The organism is Rhizobium sp. AG207R (assembly GCF_027109195.1).
Lineage (GTDB): Bacteria > Pseudomonadota > Alphaproteobacteria > Rhizobiales > Rhizobiaceae > Rhizobium > Rhizobium dioscoreae.
Window position 1 is genome coordinate 112,123 of record NZ_JAEPVT010000007.1, and the last position, 18,317, is coordinate 130,439.

Here is an 18,317-nt window from a genome sequence, read left to right on the forward strand (position 1 = left end):
CGTTCCGATGACATATGGTGCCATCTTCATTTCCGGACTTGTCGCCTGCGTCGTGGCAATGACGATGATCGTACATCATGCACCGGCGTCCGACCGCGACGATCTATCGAACTTCGCAATGATCGCCCATCGGAATCAAAACTGACTTTTTGCCGCTATTGCGAGCGCCGTCCGGTCCGGAAGCCGGCTCCGGCGCTCTTTTTCTTGCGGGTCAGGCCAGGCAGGCGAGGAAATTCGCCACATCGGCTTCGGTGGTGGCGAAGCTTGTCACGAGCCGGATCAGCGTTTCATCCCTGCCGACCAGATCCGGCTGCGACTCTGGAATCGGCCATTCGTAGAACTTCGCTCCCTTGTCTTCTGCGGTCTTGGCGGAGGATTTTGGGATGATCGCAAAAACCTCGTTGGACGCTGTGGGCCAGGCGAGACGAGCGCCGCTGGTCTTTTCGAGGCCGGCGCGCAGCCGATCGGCCATTCCGTTGGAATGGCGGGCAAGGTCGAGCCAGAGGCCGTCCTGGAAATAGCCGTCGAACTGGGCGGCGATGAAGCGCGACTTCGAGAAGAGCTGGGCGGCGCGCTTGCGGATGAAATGCATTTCCCTTGCCTTTTCCGGATGGAAGAAGACGATCGCCTCGGCGCACCAGCAGCCGTTCTTGGTGGCGCCGAAGGAAAGAATGTCGACGCCGCGCTTCCATGTCATTTCGGCAGGCGTAGTGCCGAGCGCGACCAGGGCGTTGGCGAAACGCGCGCCATCCATGTGCAGCGGTAGCCCGTTTGCCTTGGCGATGGCGGCGATGGCGTCGATCTCATCCAGCGAATAGACCGTGCCGATTTCCGTTGCCTGGGTGATCGTCACGGCGGCGGCGCGGCCATGATGGACGGCATCCTGCGGGAAGCGGGCGATCTTGGTGGAAAGCGCCTTAGGATCGATCTTACCGAGAGCGCCTTCGACGGTGGCAAGACGTGCGCCGCTGAAGAAGTCAGGAGCACCGCATTCGTCTTCGGCGACATGCGCCTCGGTATGGCAGAAGCTGATGCCGCCCGGTTTCTGGACGCTGGCAAGCGACAGCGAATTAGCGGCCGTACCGGTTGCGACAAAGAAGACCGCGACCTCGCGCTCGAAGATCTCGGAGAATCTGGCTTCGACACGCTGGTCGAGCTCGCTTGTGCCGTAGGCGGAGGCAAAACCACTCGATGCGGCGAGCAGACGTTCGGCGACTTTGGGATGGGCGCCGGCCCAGTTATCGGAAGCAAAGAACATGAAAATGCACCAGATGAAGATTGAATTGCGGCTGGATTAGATAGGGTTGGCCGGACATTACGCCAATGCAAAAACCTATCAAGAGCATGAGTTTGAAGAATGCATCACAGAAATTGATTGACGCAATCAACAAATAAAATGATGCGCCGCAGCGAAACTTTATTGCTCTATTCCTGCAACAAAGGCAATCTTCCGTCTTTCGTTGACGAAATTTTGCCGTTTTGCTCTTGCGAAGGCGTAAGCTTTCTGGCATAGAGCTGATGAATTAGGACAGGGTTGCTGTCCTATTTTGGCCGCCGAGGCCGAAGATGTGCCCCCAGGGTCCTGACGATGTCGGGATTTCGAGCTATAGTTACGAGGAGCATGCCCTTTCAAGCCTTTTGAGGTGCGGGCAATGCGGCGGTGGAATAGCAGGGCGCGGAACGCTGACGACGGGCTCCACTTAAAGGAGCTGCGGTTCGCGGCCGGATCTTCACAATGCAACAGCGCTGTCGCGCGTCGGCCCCGGAAACGGACCGCGCGGGACGAAGGAGCGCCCGCGACGCGGGCCTTACCGGAGGGAAGACCATGACGAACAGGACGACGTTGACGAGTTTTGACCAGACTGCTGCAGTGAATGCTGCCGCTACGGCCAAGACATCGAAACGCGCTGTCGGCATCCCGCCGAAACAGGGCCTCTACGATCCCCGCAACGAGCATGACGCCTGCGGCGTCGGCTTCGTCGCGCATATGAAGGGCCAGAAGTCGCACCAGATCGTGCGCGACGGCCTGTTCATCCTCGAGAACCTGACGCATCGCGGTGCCGTCGGCGCCGATCCGCTGATGGGCGATGGCGCGGGCATTCTCGTTCAGATTCCCGATCGCTTCTTCCGTGAAGAGATGGCGAAGCAGGGCGTCATCCTGCCGAAGGCGGGCGAATATGGCGTCGGCCATTTCTTCCTGCCCCGCGATGAGGCGCTGATCGAGCATTTCAAGACTGCCATCACGCAGGTCGTTGCCGAAGAGGGCCAGGTGCTGCTCGGCTTCCGCGACGTGCCGGTCGACAACTCCTCCCTGTCGAAGGCGCCCGATATTGCCGCCACCGAGCCGCATCATGTGCAGGTCTTCATCGGCGCCGGCCGCGATGCCGGCACGAACGAGGAATTCGAGCGCCGCCTCTTCACCCTGCGCAAGGTGATCTCCAATCGCATCTATGCGGAATACGAGGGCGAGGAGAGCAGCTTCTATCCCGTGTCGTTGTCAAGCTCGACCATCGTCTACAAGGGCATGTTCCTCGCCTATCAGGTGGGCGCCTATTATAAGGACCTCTCCGATCCGCGTTTCGAGACGGCGGTTGCGCTCGTGCACCAGCGTTTCTCGACCAACACCTTCCCGTCATGGAAGCTTGCCCATCCCTACCGCATGGTCGCGCATAACGGCGAAATCAATACGCTGCGCGGAAACGTCAACTGGATGGCCGCCCGCCAGGCTTCGGTCTCTTCGCCGCTGTTCGGCGAGGATATCTCCAAGCTCTGGCCGATCTCCTATGAGGGGCAGTCCGATACCGCCTGTTTCGACAACGCGCTCGAGTTCCTCGTGCGCGGCGGATACTCGCTGGCGCATGCCATGATGATGCTCATCCCCGAAGCTTGGGCCGGCAACCAGCTGATGGCGCCGGAACGCAAGGCGTTCTACGAGTATCATGCCGCCCTGATGGAGCCATGGGATGGCCCGGCCGCCGTTGCCTTTACCGATGGCAAGCAGATCGGCGCGACGCTCGACCGCAACGGCCTGCGTCCGGCCCGCTATCTCGTCACCAGCGACGACCGCATCATCATGGCGTCCGAGGCCGGCGTTCTGCCTGTCGAGGAAGAGAAGATCATCCAGAAGTGGCGCCTGCAGCCGGGCAAGATGCTGCTGATCGACATGGAAAAGGGCCGTATCATCTCCGACGACGAGGTGAAGTCGGAACTATCAGGCAAGCATCCCTATCGCAGCTGGCTGAACCGCACGCAGCTGATCCTGGAAGACCTGAAGCCTGTGGAGCCGCGGGCGCTGCGCCGCGACGTGTCGCTGCTCGACCGCCAGCAGGCCTTCGGCTACACGGCTGAAGACACCAAGCTCCTGATGTCGCCGATGGCGACGACGGGGCAGGAAGCCGTCGGTTCCATGGGCACGGATACGCCGATCTCGGCGATGTCGGACAAGCCGAAGCTGCTCTATACCTACTTCAAGCAGAACTTCGCGCAGGTGACGAACCCGCCAATCGATCCGATCCGCGAAGAGCTGGTCATGAGCCTGGTGTCGTTCATCGGCCCGCGCCCCAACCTGCTCGACCATACCGGCATGGCCAACGCCAAGCGTCTGGAAGTGCGCCAGCCGATCCTGACCAACGGCGATCTCGAAAAGATCCGCTCGATCGGTCACACTGAGGATCGCTTCGACACCAAGACGCTCGACTTCACCTATGATGTCGAACGCGGCGCCGAAGGCATGCCCGAGATGCTCGACCGTCTCTGCGAGCGGGCGGAAGCGGCCGTTCGCGGTGGCTACAACATTATCGTGCTGTCAGACCGCCAGATCGGACCGGACCGCATCGCGATCCCGGCGCTGCTGGCGACCGCTGCTGTGCACCATCACCTGATCCGCAAGGGTCTGCGCACCTCGGTCGGTATCGTCGTCGAAACCGGCGAGCCGCGTGAAGTGCATCATTTCTGCCTGCTGGCCGGCTACGGCGCGGAAGCGATCAACCCCTACCTCGCCTTCGACACGCTGCTTGATATGCATCAGCGTGGCGAATTCCCGAAGGAAGTGGACGCGACCGAAGTCGTCTACCGCTACATCAAGGCTGTCGGCAAAGGCATCCTCAAGGTCATGTCGAAGATGGGCATCTCGACCTATCAATCCTATTGCGGCGCGCAGATCTTCGATGCTGTGGGCCTGCAGCAGGAGCTGGTCGACAAGTATTTCTTCGGCACCGCGACGATGATCGAAGGCATTGGTCTCGAGACGATCGCCGAGGAAACCGTCTCCCGCCACAAGGCTGCTTTCGGCCGCGATCCGTTGCTGGCAAGCACGCTCGACATCGGCGGCGAATATGCCTACCGCATGCGCGGCGAAAGCCACGCCTGGACGCCGGACGCTGTTGCGGCCCTTCAGCACGCCGTGCGTGGGAATGCCGAGGACCGCTATCGCGAATTCTCCGAGATGGTGAACGAGTCGGCGCTCCGGATGAACACGATCCGCGGCCTCTTCAAGATTAGGGGTGCGGAAGCCCTCGGCCGCAAGCCTATCTCGATCGACGAGGTTGAGCCGGCCGCCGATATCGTCAAGCGCTTCTCGACGGGCGCCATGTCCTTCGGCTCCATCAGCCGCGAGGCGCATACGACGCTGGCCATCGCCATGAACCGCATCGGCGGCAAGTCGAACACCGGTGAAGGCGGCGAGGAAGCTGATCGCTACATGCCGCTCTTCGACGGTTCGCCGAATCCGGAACGCTCTGCCATCAAGCAGATCGCCTCCGGCCGTTTCGGCGTGACGACCGAGTATCTGGTCAATGCCGACGTGCTGCAGATCAAGGTCGCGCAGGGTGCCAAGCCCGGCGAAGGCGGTCAGCTGCCCGGCCACAAGGTCGACGCGACGGTTGCCAAGACCAGGCATTCGACGCCGGGTGTCGGCCTGATTTCGCCGCCGCCGCACCATGACATCTATTCGATCGAAGATCTGGCACAGCTGATCTACGATCTGAAGAACGTCAACCCGACTTCGGATGTATCGGTCAAGCTCGTCTCTGAAGTCGGCGTCGGCACGGTTGCTGCCGGCGTCGCCAAGGCGCGCGCCGACCACATCACCGTCTCGGGCTATGATGGCGGCACCGGCGCTTCGCCGCTGACGTCGCTGAAGCATGCCGGTTCGCCTTGGGAGATCGGCCTTGCCGAGACCCAGCAGACGCTGGTCCTGAACGGGCTGCGCTCGCGTATCGCCCTGCAGGTGGACGGCGGTCTGAAGACCGGCCGTGATGTCATCATTGGCGCGCTGCTCGGCGCCGACGAATTCGGCTTTGCGACCGCGCCGCTGATCGCTGCCGGCTGCATCATGATGCGCAAGTGCCATCTCAACACCTGTCCGGTTGGTGTCGCCACCCAGGACCCGGTTCTGCGCAAGCGCTTCAAGGGCACGCCGGAGCATGTCATCAACTACTTCTTCTTCGTGGCCGAAGAAGTGCGCGAGATCCTGGCCTCGCTCGGCGTTGCCAAGCTGGATGATATCATCGGCGCTTCCGAGCTTCTGGAGAAGGACGACATGCTCGCCCACTGGAAGGCGAGGGGCCTCGATTTCAGCCGTATCTTCCACAAGGTCGATGCGCCGAAGGAAGAGACCTATTGGACGACCGTGCAGAAGCACCCGATCGACGACATTCTCGATCGCAAGCTGATCGAGAAGGCTGAACCTGCCCTGTCTTCCAAGACGCCGGTCGCCTTTGAAGTCGACATCAAGAACGTCGACCGTTCGGCCGGCGCCATGCTGTCGGGTGCGGTTGCCAAGCGCTATGGCCATCGCGGCCTGAAGGACGACACGATCAACGTCACCCTGAGGGGCACCGCCGGTCAGTCCTTCGGTGCGTTCCTCGCACGCGGCGTCACCTTCAACCTCGTCGGCGACGGCAATGACTATGTCGGCAAGGGCCTTTCGGGCGGCCGCATCATCATCCGTCCGCCCGAAAATTCGAAGATCGTCGCCGAAAACTCGATCATCGTCGGCAATACCGTGCTCTACGGTGCGACCGAGGGCGAGTGCTATTTCCGCGGTGTCGCGGGCGAGCGCTTCGCGGTCAGAAACTCGGGCGCGATCGCGGTCGTCGAAGGCGTGGGCGACCACGGCTGCGAATATATGACCGGCGGCGTCGTCGTCGTGCTCGGCGAAACCGGCCGCAACTTCGCGGCCGGCATGTCGGGCGGCGTGGCCTATGTTCTCGACGAAAAGGGCGATTTCGCCCGTCGCTGCAACATGGCGATGGTCGAGCTGGAGCCGGTTCCGGAGGAAGACGAGCTGCTGGAGAAGCTGCATCATCACGGTGGCGACATCATGCACAAGGGACGCGTCGACGTCTCCGATGACATGACACGCCATGATGAAGAGCGCCTCTTCCAGCTGATTTCGAACCACGTCCACTATACCGGCTCGACGCGAGCAAAGGAGATCCTCGATCACTGGGCCGACTACCGCCCGAAATTCCGCAAGGTCATGCCGGTCGAGTACCGCCGTGCCCTTGAGGAAATGGAACGTAGCCGGATGAGCGTGGCGGCGGAATAATCCGTCCCGGTTCTGAAACCAGCCGAGGGTTTCGCCTCGCATTGCGATCGCCATCATGGCGATCGCGACTGTCGAATAGCGGAATCGGATTTGAATTAAAGTGCCGGACAGGGAAACCGAGATGACCCTCAGGCACGGGAGCCATGAGCTCCTCTTTTTGAGTGAGGAAACGAAAGCATGGGCAAGGTAACAGGCTTCTTGGAAATCGACCGGCAGGTGGCGAAGTATCAGCCGGCGTCGGATCGCATCCGGCATTTCCGTGAATTCACGATCCCCATGTCGGACCAGGAAGTGCAGAAACAGGCAGCTCGCTGCATGGACTGTGGCATTCCCTATTGCCACGGTCCGACCGGCTGCCCGGTGCACAACCAGATCCCCGATTGGAACGACCTCGTTTACAACAACAATTGGGAGCAGGCGATCCACAACCTGCATTCGACCAACAACTTCCCGGAATTCACCGGCCGTGTCTGCCCTGCGCCCTGCGAGGAAGCCTGCACGCTGAACCTGGAAGATGCGCCGGTCGCCATCAAGACTGTTGAGCAGGCGATTGCCGACAAGGCCTATGAGCTGGGCTTCATCCGCCCGCAGCCGGCAACCGTGCATACGGGCAAGAAGGTCGCGATCATCGGCTCTGGCCCTGCCGGCATGGCAGCCGCCCAGCAGCTCGGCCGCGCCGGTCACGACGTCCATGTCTATGAGCGCGAAAGCAAGCCCGGCGGCCTGCTGCGCTATGGTATCCCGGACTTCAAGATGGAGAAGAACTTCATCGATCGCCGCGTCGAGCAGATGAAGGGCGAGGGCGTCACCTTCCATTGCGGCGTCAATGTCGGCGTCGATGTCAAGGTCGAGCAGCTTCTGGCGGAGCACGATGCCGTGCTCTATTGCGGCGGCTCGGAAACCCCGCGCGAAGCCGGCATTCCCGGCACGACGCTGGCAGGCGTCCATGACGCCATGCCCTATCTCGTGCAGCAGAACCGCCGCGTCGGCCGCGAAAATATCGACAGCGTCGGCTGGCCCGCCGATCCGATCCTGGCTGGCGGCAAGCACATCGTCGTCGTCGGCGGTGGCGATACGGCATCCGACTGCGTCGGCACGGCATTCCGCCAGGGCGCGGTGAAGGTGACCCAGCTCGACATTCGGCCGCAACCGCCGGAGAAGGAAGACAAGCTCGCCGTTTGGCCGTTCTGGGCAACGAAGATGCGCACCTCGTCCTCGCAGGCCGAAGGCGCGGTTCGCGAATTCCAGGTCGCAACGTTGGAATTCATCGGCGAAGATGGCGTGCTGACGGGCGTGAAGTGCTGCGAAGTGGATGAGCGCCGCAAGCCGATCGCCGGCACGGAATTCGTCATCCGCGCCGACCTCGCCTTCATCGCCATCGGCTTCCGCGGTCCGTTCACCGACAGCGTGCTCAAGGAACTCGACGGCAAGCTGACGCTGAACACGGATCGCCGCGGCTCGACCAACGTCGTTGCCAACGACAGGGACTACAAGACTTCGATCGACAAGTTCTGGACAGCCGGTGACGTCCGCCGCGGCCAGTCGCTGGTGGTCTGGGCGATCCGCGAGGGCCGTCAGGCCGCCCGCGCGATCGACGAGGCTCTGATGGGTTCGACGGTTCTGCCGAACTAAGTTTCGCTGTCCGTTCGCGCAAAGTTATTGAAGGCCGGGTTCTCGATGAATCCGGCCTTTGTCGTTAACGGCTTGCGGCGATATTCCAGTTGTAGATGCAGCGATCGAGGCCGATGGCGATTTCGAGCACCGTGACGTCATGGTCTATCGCGGCCCCCTTCTTCGGCTGGCTGCGGTAGCGCTGAGGGAAATCCGTGCGTTTCGAGATCGAGCAGACCTCCATCCATTTATCGCCGTTATCGACCTCGATATCCATCGTCACCTCGGAATAGGCCGGAAGCCGATCGGATGGGGCGATCCGTGTCGGCAGATGGACGACCGAGGCGATCATCCGGCGGACCGGTTCAAGGGAGGCAGAGTGATAATCGTTGCCGCTATCGGTGGTGAAGGCGCATTGGAATTCGAGCTGCCAGAACTCCTTGAGCCGCACATGCTTGCTCGGTTGGTCCTGTTCCCGGCGATAGGATTTTCCCGCCTGCCAGACGCATAGTGGCAGCCTTGTTCTGGAATGGTTTCCGAGAAGATGCTGCATGTAGGCATAGGTTGAAGATGTCGTTTCCGGCCGCAGCACAAGTTCGGTCTCGGTGTTCGACATTTGCTCCTGCACCCATATGTCTGAGTTGGAATAGGCGTCCGAAACGAGGTTTCGAGGCATCAGAGTCGGTGCTTCGACCCTTCGCATACTCCAGGCGGGATTTGCCGATCGCAGGAAGTTCGCGACTTCATCGGAAAAGAAGCGGATGAAATCGTCGCGCAGTTTAATGTCCCGCTCTTCCCAGTGAACGAGCGAATTGACGTTATAGATATTGAGCACGTGCCATTCTCCATGGGCAACGTTGAAGTCTTGAGGTTGAGGGCTTTACGTCCAGCAGCCGCCGGACGCATCAACGCCTCCGGCTGTCACGACTGGACGCGGAGACCTCGGCCGGAGAAAGCGCGCAAAACCGCAACCTGCGGGCAGGTGCGGTAACGATCGATCTGATCTGCGCTTTTGGTGCTCATGCAGTTCTTCTATTGGCGGGGCGCCGCGTTGTCAAACCGCCTCCAGGTCGCCTATCGTGCAACCGATCCCGGCAATCGGTAGTCGTCTACGCGGCCGACAGGCGCCGGGTCCATCAGCCCCTTCTCGACCAGAAGATCGCGTGGCGATGAAGTCGTTGCGGCAGGAGCAGGGCTGCTGCCGAGAAGCTGCGAGCCGCCGTCGAGATCGGGATCGGAGAGGCTCATCGGCTGCGTGCGGGTAATCTTTTCCGGTTCTGCGCCGGGAAGATTGGCCTGTTGCGCCGGCAACGGATTGCCCGTGTCCAGGCGCGTGATGTCCGGGCTTGCCTGATCGCCCAGGATCCGGCGTGCGGATTTCTCCAGATAGAAGGCGACCTTGCGCTTGCCGGCTGCCGTCAGATTGACGCCGTCGGCCGTTCTCAACCGGACCTGCTGGCCGTTGATATCGGAGCCGGTCACGATGAATTCGCCGTTCTGGTCGGTAAATCCGTCCCATATGTCGATGAACTCACCGCCGACGCTGGTGGTCTGGCTTTGATAGATCTGGTTGAGCTTAACAGCGCTGGCGGTCAGCTGATCGGAGCCGAAGGAGGGCAGGCCAACCCAGAGCAGCGGAATATGACGGCTCGTCACCAGTTTGGCGAATTGCTGCACGCGCTCTTCATAGGCAAGGAACCACGGGTCGGTGCCGTATTTCTCGTTGAGCCCGTCGCCGATCATCTGCTGGCGGTCGTTGGCGCCGATCATGACGACGACCATGGCCGGTTTCAGCTGATCGATCATGCCAGGCAATTGCTGCGGCCAATTGTAATAATCCTGCCGCACGAGACCGGAGGCGACGTTGCCGCGGGACTGGATGACGACGCCGGGGGAGGTGGAGAAGGCATCCTCCAGCCCGGTTGCCAAGCCGCTTGCCAGAAAATCGCCGACGACAAGGATGGTCTTGGCATCGGGGAGCTTTTCTGCGGGCGGTGGCGTTTCCGGCTGCGCGACTGGCTGGCGCGGCGGCGGGGTCGGCCGCTTTTTCGGCTGCACCTTGCGCCGTGGCGGCGGCTGCTCGATGGGCTGATCCGGGTAATCGGGCTCGCGGGTGCCGAACAGCATATCGAACAGGTTCCGCCGCGGCCGCTCCTGCGCCTGCGCCATATTCTGCAGGCAGCCAAACGCGATGACGACGCTGAGAAATGCCGTCAGAACAATCCTTAGAGTTGCGGTGGTCGCGCGGGCAGAGTGTTTCATCATCGCTTCTTTTCCGCTCACGAGTCCGGGCCGCGAAATGACGAGTTCATCGTCCTGGCGATCCCGGATTCGCTGGAGGCGGCCTACTTGCGCAATGCTTTCAGCAGGCTCATCGAAGGCTCGCCGTCCGCATCCATACCCATGCGCTGCTGGACAGCCGATATTGCGGCCTTCGAGCCCGAGCCGAAATTCCCGTCGACCACACCGTCATAATAGCCGAGCTCCTTCAGACGCGTCTGCAGTTCGAATTTCTGCTTGACGTCGAGCGCGCCGCTCGGACGCGGCCAGGATTGCTGCATGCCGCCATATCCGGCGATCTGGTCCGCGAGCAGACCGACGGCCAATGCATAGCTGTCGGAGGCGTTGTAGCGCTTGATGGTGAAGAAGTTGCCGGTCATCAGGAAGCCGGGACCGTTCGGCCCGCCGGGCATCTTCAACTGCGCACGGTCGGAGGTCGTGCGGAAAGCCTTGCCGTTGGGACGCACGAAGCCGAGGGCGGCCCATTGCGCGATGGTGTGCGTCTTGCCGGCCTGGGCGCTGCCACCCGCGGGCACGACCACTTCATAGCCCCAGGTGCGCCCGGTATCCCAGCCATTCTTGGCGAGAAGATTGGCTGTTGTCGCCAGGGCGTCCGGAACGGAATTCCAGATATCGGCATGGCCGCTGCCATCGGCATCGACGGCATAGAGCAGATAGCTCGTCGGAATGAACTGCGTATGGCCCATGGCGCCGGCCCAGGAGCCGTTCAGGTCCTTGCGCGAGATATCGCCCTTCTGCAGGATTTTCAGGGCGGCGATGAGCTGCTTCTTGGCGTAGTTCGCCCGCTTCGGATCGGCATAGGCAAGGGTCGCCAGCGCGCGGGGGACATAATGCAGCCGATCGTTCTTGGCGAGAACCTCGCCGTAATTCGACTCCATCGACCAGATGGCCAGCATGATATTGCGATCGACGCCGAAATGTTGTTCGAGCGTGCGCAGTGTGGACCCGTACTTGACCGCCATCTTGCGGCCAATATCGACCGTATAGGGATTGACACGGGAGTCGAGGTAATCCCAGATCTGGGACTTGAATTCCGGCTGGTATTGCGCCTTTTCAAGCACCGTGGGGTCTGGGTCGGTTACGCCGGCAAATGCATTGCGATAGGTGGATTGCGTAATGCCGCTCTTTGCGGCGGTGGCGTAGAAGCCCGCGATCCATTTCTGGAACCCAGGGTCAGCATTGGCGTTAACGGGAAGGAATCCTGCCAAGGCGCCGAGCGCGAGCGCCAGAGCGAGACCACGAAGGGAGTGTTTGCGGTTTACGGTCATCTACAGCCTTGTCCATCAATCGTTGGATTTCGGTGCGGCGATGCGCGTTGCATCGGCCCATGCGTGACGCTAAACGAACGAAGTCAACAAATTCTTTACCATGGAAGTTTGCGTCAGTCATTATTTGCAAAACAGTAGCAAATCTAATCTACTGACCTTTAGAATGGCTTTGTGCCAACTGATTTAATGCCCAGGAGGTATGCGTGGGACAGCATAAGAAGGTTCGTAAGGCAGTATTTCCGGTCGCCGGACTAGGGACGCGGTTCTTGCCGGCGACCAAGGCGGTGCCGAAGGAAATGCTGACCGTCGTGGATAAGCCGGTGATACAGTATGTCGTCGACGAGGCGATGGAAGCGGGCATCGAGCATTTCGTGTTCGTCACCGGCCGCAGCAAGCATGTTATCGAAGATTATTTCGATATTCAGTTCGAGCTTGAGCAGACGCTGCGCCAGCGTAACAAGAATGCCGAATTGTCGCTGCTGAGCGGCCTGCTGCCGAAGGCCGGCACGGCAAGCTTCACACGCCAGCAGGAGCCGCTCGGTCTCGGTCACGCCGTCTGGTGCGCCCGCGAGATCGTCGGCGACGAGCCTTTTGCGCTGCTGCTGCCCGACATGGTCATGCGCGCCGAAAAGGGCTGCATGAAGGGCATGATCGAGCTTTATGAGCATAGCGGCGGCAATGTCATCGCCGTCGAGGAATGTGCGCCTGATCAGACCCATAAGTATGGTATCGTTGGCGTCGGCGAGACGATCGGCAGCGGCTTCCGCATCACGGAAATGGTCGAAAAGCCGGCCAAGGGCACGGCTCCGTCCAACTTCTTTATCAACGGTCGCTACATCCTGCAGCCGGAAATCTTCCGTATCCTCGAAAGTCAGGAGCGCGGCGCCGGCAACGAGATCCAGCTGACGGATGGCATGCTGAAGCTTGCCAAGACGCAGGATTTCGCCGGCTATCACTTCCAGGGCCAGACGTTCGACTGTGGCGCAAAGGACGGCTTCATCCTTGCCAACGTCGCCTTCGCCTTGGCGCGTGACGACATCCGCCCGACCATTGAGGACGAGTTCAAGGCGCTGATCGCAGCCCTGAAATAGGGCTCCGACCTTTTGAGAAAATCTTGAGGCCTGGCATATGCTGGGCCTCGATTCATTTGAGCGGGTAGTTTGGATCTGAGCGAAGGCGGTGTCTAGCGTTTTACCGTCAAACCAAGGCCGGCTTGGAACTGCCGAGTGTTGTCGCCCACATCCCTCGTTGTCAGCTGATAACCGACATTGCTGGTAAGATCGAGGTAACGGTTGATCCCCCAGGTTAGCCCGAAAGCGGCGTCGTATTCGATTTCGTCGGCGGCGCTGCCATTGGAGGGGTAATTGCGCCACGTCGGGCCTCCCGTCAGCTTGGCGGTGAGATCGTCGCGCAGCTGATGGCTTATGGTGCTCGTGAGCTGATAAGCGGTGTAGCCGCTGAGGCCGGCCGTGGTCGACGGTTGTACGGTCGTCGAAAGGCCGACGCTGATATCGGTGCCGCGCTGCGGCGACCAGGCGAGGCTGCCGTCGATCGTCGGTGAGTCGACCGAGCCCAGGCGCGAATCGTCGAATTGTGTGTGCTGGTAGCCGAAGCCCAGCTCGCCCTTGAATTTTTCACCGAGGTCGAATTCGACACCGCCCTTGCCGCCATAGCTCTGGTTCGAGCGGGCATAACCGTTGCTGTCGCGCGTCTGATCGTAGACGGCGCGACCGAGAGTGACTTCGACGAAGGGAATGATGGCGGGCGACAGCTCGTAGCCGATGCGGCCGCGCCAGGTTCCGGCCGTCTGATTGCGATCGCTGAGGGTGACCGTCGTCCCATCCGAAAGCACGGCGTCAGAATAGACGCTGCGTGTCAGCGCCACGGCCGTCGTGCCGCGCAGCAGGCCGAAATCGCGTTCCAGCGAGAGCCCGGCCGTGTACTGGTTGACGGCGGATTGCTTCGATGCGCCGGCAATCGCATTCGGATCGCTCGTGTCCTCACGGTAGAATTGATAGCCGGCGGTGACATGCGCAGTCGTGTCGGCGGGAAGATCCAGACGCAGGTCGGCATTGAGGTTGACGGTTGGCTTTTCCTCGCCAGTGCCGCTGATGTTCTTCTGCCAGACGCCCTCACCGGTGACGGTCAGGGCATGTCTGTCCCAGTCCGAAGTCAGGGTACTGCGTAAGTCGGTCTGCAAAAAGCCGCGGTTATCCTTGGCGTCGCCGGTGCGATCCCGCTCGATGTTGATCGACTGGTTGATCGAAGGCTTCAGAGTGAAGGTGCCGAGCGGGATGCCCTGTGCATCTGCCCGATCCGGATACCGGCGGGCTCTCAGGTCATCAACGCTTGGTTCGCGCAGGTTCACGCGGCGCAGATCGTTATCCAGCGTCGAGCCGGTGGTTGTAGGGTCGATGCCGGTGAGGCGCAGCGGCGCGTTCAAGGGTGCGTCGCTGGAGGTCGACGCCTGGTTTGTTGGCGCGGTCGCCTGGTTGTCGGTGTTGGGTGCGGCATTCGGATCGGTCGGAGATGCCATCGTCGATGCTGGCAATGTATCGTCGGCGTTCTGGTCGGATGGCAAGTATTGCGCATTGACCGGCAGCGGTGCGGCAAATGCGATACCCCAGCCGAGCACGGCGGAGGTCGCCCATGCCGCCAGCCGGAAGGCACCATGACCCGCCTTGTCCTTGCCGATGCCCATATTGTTTATATCTGACCCTGCTGGAAATGACCTAAATTCTTACCCAAGTGTAAAGCCGCGTGGTTAACGCTTGGTTGCCAAGTGATGGCGACAAGAAAGGGTTCGATAATATTTGTCGGGAAGGCGCTGCAGGCTGCCGTATCGCCATAAGTCGATCTTTGGTGGACAGATTTGCAGAAAAGCGTTAGGCCTCGCTCATGAATAAGAGAGCTATAAGACTCATCGAGAACGGTGCGATCGAATCCGCAATGCGAACGATCGAGACCGAGAGACGGGGCATGGAAGCGCTGGAACGCGCACTGACCAATGGTCTGGCCGAGCCCTTCAGCCGTGCGGTGGAGATCATCGGCGATATCTCCGGCCGTGTCGTGATCACCGGCGTCGGCAAGAGTGGCCATATCGGCAACAAGCTTGCCGCAAGTCTGGCATCCACCGGAACGCCGGCCTTCTTTGTGCATCCTGTCGAAGCCAATCACGGCGATCTCGGCATGATTACCCAGGATGATGTCATCATTGCCATCTCCTGGGGCGGCGAGAGCGCCGAGCTGCGCGGCATCATCAGTTATTCCCGCCGCTTCTCGATCCCGATGATCGCCATCACTGCCGGCGAGACTTCTACGCTTGCGCGTGAATCGGATGTTGTGCTGCTGCTGCCTAGGGAGCAGGAGGCCTGCCCGCACGGTCTGGCGCCGACGACATCGACGCTGCTGCAGCTTGCGATCGGCGATGCGCTGACCGTCGCTCTTCTGGAAGCACGCGGCTTTACCGCCGAGGATTTCCGCACCTTCCATCCGGGCGGCAAACTCGGCGCCAGCCTCTCGCACGTGGCCGATATCATGCACAAGGGCGACCGTGTGCCGCTCGTCAAGCTCGGAACCGGTATGCCGGAAGCGGCGATGACGCTATCGAAGATGCGGTTCGGCTGCGTCGGCGTGGTCGATGATGACGGTTGCCTGTGCGGCATCGTCACCGATGGCGATATCGCCCGCAATCTCGGCACCAGCCTCGCGGAGAAGCTGGTGGATGAGGTGATGACCCCCAATCCGAAGACGGTGAAGGAAACGACGCTGGCGACGAGCGCCATGGCCGTGCTCAATCGTCACAATATTTCGGCTCTCCTGGTCATCGATGAAGCACGCCGGCCGATCGGTGTCGTGCATTTCCACGATCTGCTGCGGATCGGCGTTGCCTGATCAGACAGGCTCGACGGTGAGCTCGCGGCCGTTGCTGGCGACCACTTTGACGCGGGTGCCGACCGGCAAGTCCGGTCCGTTGACCGTCCAATAAGTGTCATTGAGGCGAATGCGCCCGCGGCCTTCGGCGATCGGCTGGTCGAGCGTTGCCGTGCGTCCGACAAGGCTGGCGCCGCGCTGGTTCAGGAACGGCTCGTCGGTCACCTGGTTGTTGTTGTAGAGATAGCGGCGGCCGAGCAGGGTGACGATAACAGCCATGGCGGCGAAGACCAGCCCTTGAACCTGCCAGACCCAGAAGCTGCTTTCCCAAAACAGAAGCGACAAGGCGCCGACGATGATCGCGGCGAGCCCGATCCATACCAGGAAGAAGCCGGGCAGGACGAGTTCGGCGGCAAGCAGCGCCAGACCGGCGAGCCACCAGCTCCAGGGGCCGAGTTCGACGATGAGATTGTCGAACATCTCAGCTCTCCTTCGGCGGCAGCGGATTGATCGTTGGCGTTGTGCGGGCGGGGCCGGAGCGTGGGCGGGCCGGCTGCGTCGCGCCGTTGCCGTCGCCATTGTCGCCGAAGACTTCGCGGGCGATGGCGCCGATACCGCCGAGCGAGCCGATGATGGAGCTCGCCTCCACCGGCATGAGGACAATCTTCGAATTGCTGGCGGAGCCGATCGCGGTCAGGGCTTCGGTGTATTTCTGGGCAACGAAGTAGTTGATCGCCTGCACGTTACCCTCGGCAATCGCTTCGGATACCACGCGGGTCGCCTTGGCTTCGGCCTCGGCCAGACGCTCGCGCGCCTCGGCATTGCGGAAGGCGGCTTCGCGCTGGCCTTCGGCTTGTAGGACGGCCGCCTGCTTTGCACCTTCGGCGCGCAAGATCTGAGCGTTGCGCAGGCCTTCCGCCTCCAGGACCTGGGCGCGCTTTTCGCGTTCGGCCTTCATCTGCCGACCCATGGCGTCGACGAGATCCTTTGGTGGTTGGATGTCCTTGATTTCGACGCGTGTTACCTTGATGCCCCAGGGCTCTACCGCCTCATCGACCACGCGCAGCAGTCGTTCGTTGATGGCATCGCGATTGGACAGAAGCTCGTCCAGGTCCATAGAGCCCATGACGGAGCGGATATTGGTCTTTGTGAGGTTGAGGATCGCGGTTTCCAGATTGGTGATCTGATAGGCGGCCTGCGCCGCATTCAGCACCTGGAAGAAAGCGACTGCATCGGCGGATACGCTCGCATTGTCCTTGGTGATGACCTCCTGCGTCGGCACGGCCAGCACCTGCTCCATCACGTTCATCCGCACCCCGATCGTTTCGATGAAGGGCACGATCAGGTTGAGCCCCGGTTCCAGCGTGCGGATATAGCGGCCGAAGCGCTGAACTGTGTACCGATAGCCCTGGGGCACGGTCTTGATGCCCGCAAACAGCACCAGAATGACGAAGACCACCAAGGCAATCACAACGATGCTGAAACCACCCACTACCATCGAACTCCTCCATGGACGCGGCTGTCTGAGCAGGCTCGCGTCGCCTAAACCGCCACCGTTCGGCCTCGCTATGCTCGGTCGAGCTCACGAGGCGGCAGCTCAATCTTATGTGGTGGGTTAGCATGTTCTCAGCAAGTGAGGAATGGGGCTACAGCAGGCGTTTTGCTATGAGGCAGGTCAACCAATCACCGTCTGGGTCTTGCGTCCGGCGATTGATATTCATACTTTATATGGAGATTTCCAGCTCCGCTGCCACGCAGCTTTTCGGGCCAGCCTTAGCGCATTATCAGGGTGAAGCTATGAACTTAGATAGGACCTTGCGGTCGGTTGTGGCCGTGCACGCCTCAATTCCGGAAGACGCCTTCACGGCAGCAACACTCGGCACACGCAGGGAAGGCAGCGGCGTCGTCATCCGCGGAAACGGCCTGGTATTGACGATCGGCTATCTCATCACCGAAGCCGACGAGGTCTGGCTCACGACCAATAGCGGCCGTGTCGTGCCCGGTCATGCGCTTGCCTACGATCAGGAAACGGGTTTTGGCCTCGTGCAGGCGCTCGGGCCTCTCGATGTGCCCGCCCTCGAATTCGGTGATACCGACAAGGCTGAGATCGGTGATGAAGTCGTCATCGCTGACGGGATCGGCCAGTTTGTCGAGGCGAAGATCGTCGCAAAGCAGGAATTCGCCGGCTATTGGGAATATCTGCTCGACGAGGCGATCTTCACGGCACCCGCCCATCCATCCTGGGGAGGTGCGGCTCTTATCGATGAGGACGGCAAGCTTCTCGGCATCGGCTCGCTGCATCTGCAGATGGCGACGGAGAACGGCGACAGCGCCGATATCAACATGATCGTGCCGATCAACCTTTTGATGCCGATCCTGGACGATCTGATCAAGCGCGGCCGCGTCAACAAGCCGCCGCGGCCCTGGCTCGGTGCCTTCTCGGCCGAAAGCAATGGCGAAGTCGTCGTCATGAGCGTCACCGAGGGTGGTCCGGCCGCCAAGGCTGGCTTGCGTCGCGGCGATGTCATTTCCGAAATCCGGGACGGCGAAGTCGATGGGCTCGCGGATTTCTACCGCAAGATCTGGGAGAGCGGCCCGGCTGGTTCCGAGATCCCCATGCGCGTATTGCGCGACGGCCGCGAGGCCTGGCTGCGCGTCAAATCCGCCGACCGCGGCAGCTTCCTCAGAAAGCCGCAGCTTCAGTAGGATCGCGT

General features: G+C 61.2%; 12 protein-coding genes. 5 read left to right on the forward strand and 7 right to left on the reverse strand.

Annotated features, from left to right (window positions below):
* Nucleotides 1–211: 211 nt before the first annotated feature.
* Nucleotides 212–1,258, reverse strand: a complete 1,047-nt coding sequence (locus tag JJQ51_RS17890) for a threonine aldolase family protein (protein WP_113389192.1) — start codon at nucleotides 1,256–1,258, stop codon at nucleotides 212–214.
* 567 nt (nucleotides 1,259–1,825) lie between these two features.
* Here JJQ51_RS17890 and gltB point away from each other — a divergent pair.
* Together gltB and JJQ51_RS17900 are read left to right on the forward strand one after the other, a co-directional pair.
* On the forward strand, nucleotides 1,826–6,550 hold the full coding sequence (gene gltB, locus JJQ51_RS17895; RefSeq protein ID WP_113355017.1) for a glutamate synthase large subunit: 4,725 nt from the start codon (nucleotides 1,826–1,828) through the stop codon (nucleotides 6,548–6,550).
* A gap of 177 nt (nucleotides 6,551–6,727) precedes the next feature.
* Nucleotides 6,728–8,182, forward strand: coding sequence for a glutamate synthase subunit beta (locus JJQ51_RS17900; RefSeq protein WP_113330492.1), 1,455 nt, complete (start codon nucleotides 6,728–6,730; stop codon nucleotides 8,180–8,182).
* A 64-nt stretch (nucleotides 8,183–8,246) separates the two neighbouring features.
* Here the strand turns inward: JJQ51_RS17900 and JJQ51_RS17905 are convergent, their stop codons facing one another.
* From JJQ51_RS17905 to JJQ51_RS17915, 3 genes are all read right to left on the reverse strand, one after another.
* Nucleotides 8,247–8,996: an aminoacyl--tRNA ligase-related protein gene (locus tag JJQ51_RS17905; protein ID WP_113389191.1), complete on the reverse strand. Its 750-nt coding sequence runs from the start codon at nucleotides 8,994–8,996 to the stop codon at nucleotides 8,247–8,249.
* A 239-nt stretch (nucleotides 8,997–9,235) separates the two neighbouring features.
* Nucleotides 9,236–10,426 carry an SGNH/GDSL hydrolase family protein gene (locus tag JJQ51_RS17910; protein ID WP_113395275.1) on the reverse strand — a complete coding sequence of 397 codons (1,191 nt, stop codon included), beginning with the start codon at nucleotides 10,424–10,426 and terminating at the stop codon, nucleotides 9,236–9,238.
* Between the two features lie 80 nt (nucleotides 10,427–10,506).
* Nucleotides 10,507–11,730, reverse strand: coding sequence for a lytic murein transglycosylase (locus JJQ51_RS17915; protein ID WP_113355024.1), 1,224 nt, complete (start codon nucleotides 11,728–11,730; stop codon nucleotides 10,507–10,509).
* A 203-nt stretch (nucleotides 11,731–11,933) separates the two neighbouring features.
* On the opposite strand from JJQ51_RS17915, the gene galU reads away from it, so the two are divergent.
* Complete coding sequence (gene galU / locus JJQ51_RS17920) at nucleotides 11,934–12,821, forward strand: UTP--glucose-1-phosphate uridylyltransferase GalU (protein ID WP_095435793.1); 888 nt, start codon at nucleotides 11,934–11,936, stop codon at nucleotides 12,819–12,821.
* Between the two features lie 92 nt (nucleotides 12,822–12,913).
* Here galU and JJQ51_RS17925 read toward each other — a convergent pair whose 3' ends face one another.
* Entirely contained in the window at nucleotides 12,914–14,431 is a 1,518-nt protein-coding gene (locus JJQ51_RS17925) for an outer membrane beta-barrel protein (RefSeq protein ID WP_269245025.1), read from the reverse strand.
* 197 nt (nucleotides 14,432–14,628) lie between these two features.
* On the opposite strand from JJQ51_RS17925, the gene JJQ51_RS17930 reads away from it, so the two are divergent.
* Complete coding sequence (locus JJQ51_RS17930; protein ID WP_269245026.1) at nucleotides 14,629–15,624, forward strand: KpsF/GutQ family sugar-phosphate isomerase; 996 nt, start codon at nucleotides 14,629–14,631, stop codon at nucleotides 15,622–15,624.
* Here the strand turns inward: JJQ51_RS17930 and JJQ51_RS17935 are convergent, their stop codons facing one another.
* The gene (locus tag JJQ51_RS17935) at nucleotides 15,625–16,083 is read right to left on the reverse strand and encodes an NfeD family protein (RefSeq protein WP_113330415.1); all 459 of its coding nucleotides are present in this window, start codon (nucleotides 16,081–16,083) and stop codon (nucleotides 15,625–15,627) included.
* Nucleotide 16,084: 1 nt separating this feature from the next.
* Nucleotides 16,085–17,101 carry an SPFH domain-containing protein gene (locus JJQ51_RS17940; RefSeq protein ID WP_269245027.1) on the reverse strand — a complete coding sequence of 339 codons (1,017 nt, stop codon included), beginning with the start codon at nucleotides 17,099–17,101 and terminating at the stop codon, nucleotides 16,085–16,087.
* Between the two features lie 299 nt (nucleotides 17,102–17,400).
* Between JJQ51_RS17940 and JJQ51_RS17945 the strand changes: the two genes are divergently transcribed.
* Nucleotides 17,401–18,309: a S1C family serine protease gene (locus tag JJQ51_RS17945; protein WP_152092531.1), complete on the forward strand. Its 909-nt coding sequence runs from the start codon at nucleotides 17,401–17,403 to the stop codon at nucleotides 18,307–18,309.
* Nucleotides 18,310–18,317: the final 8 nt, after the last annotated feature.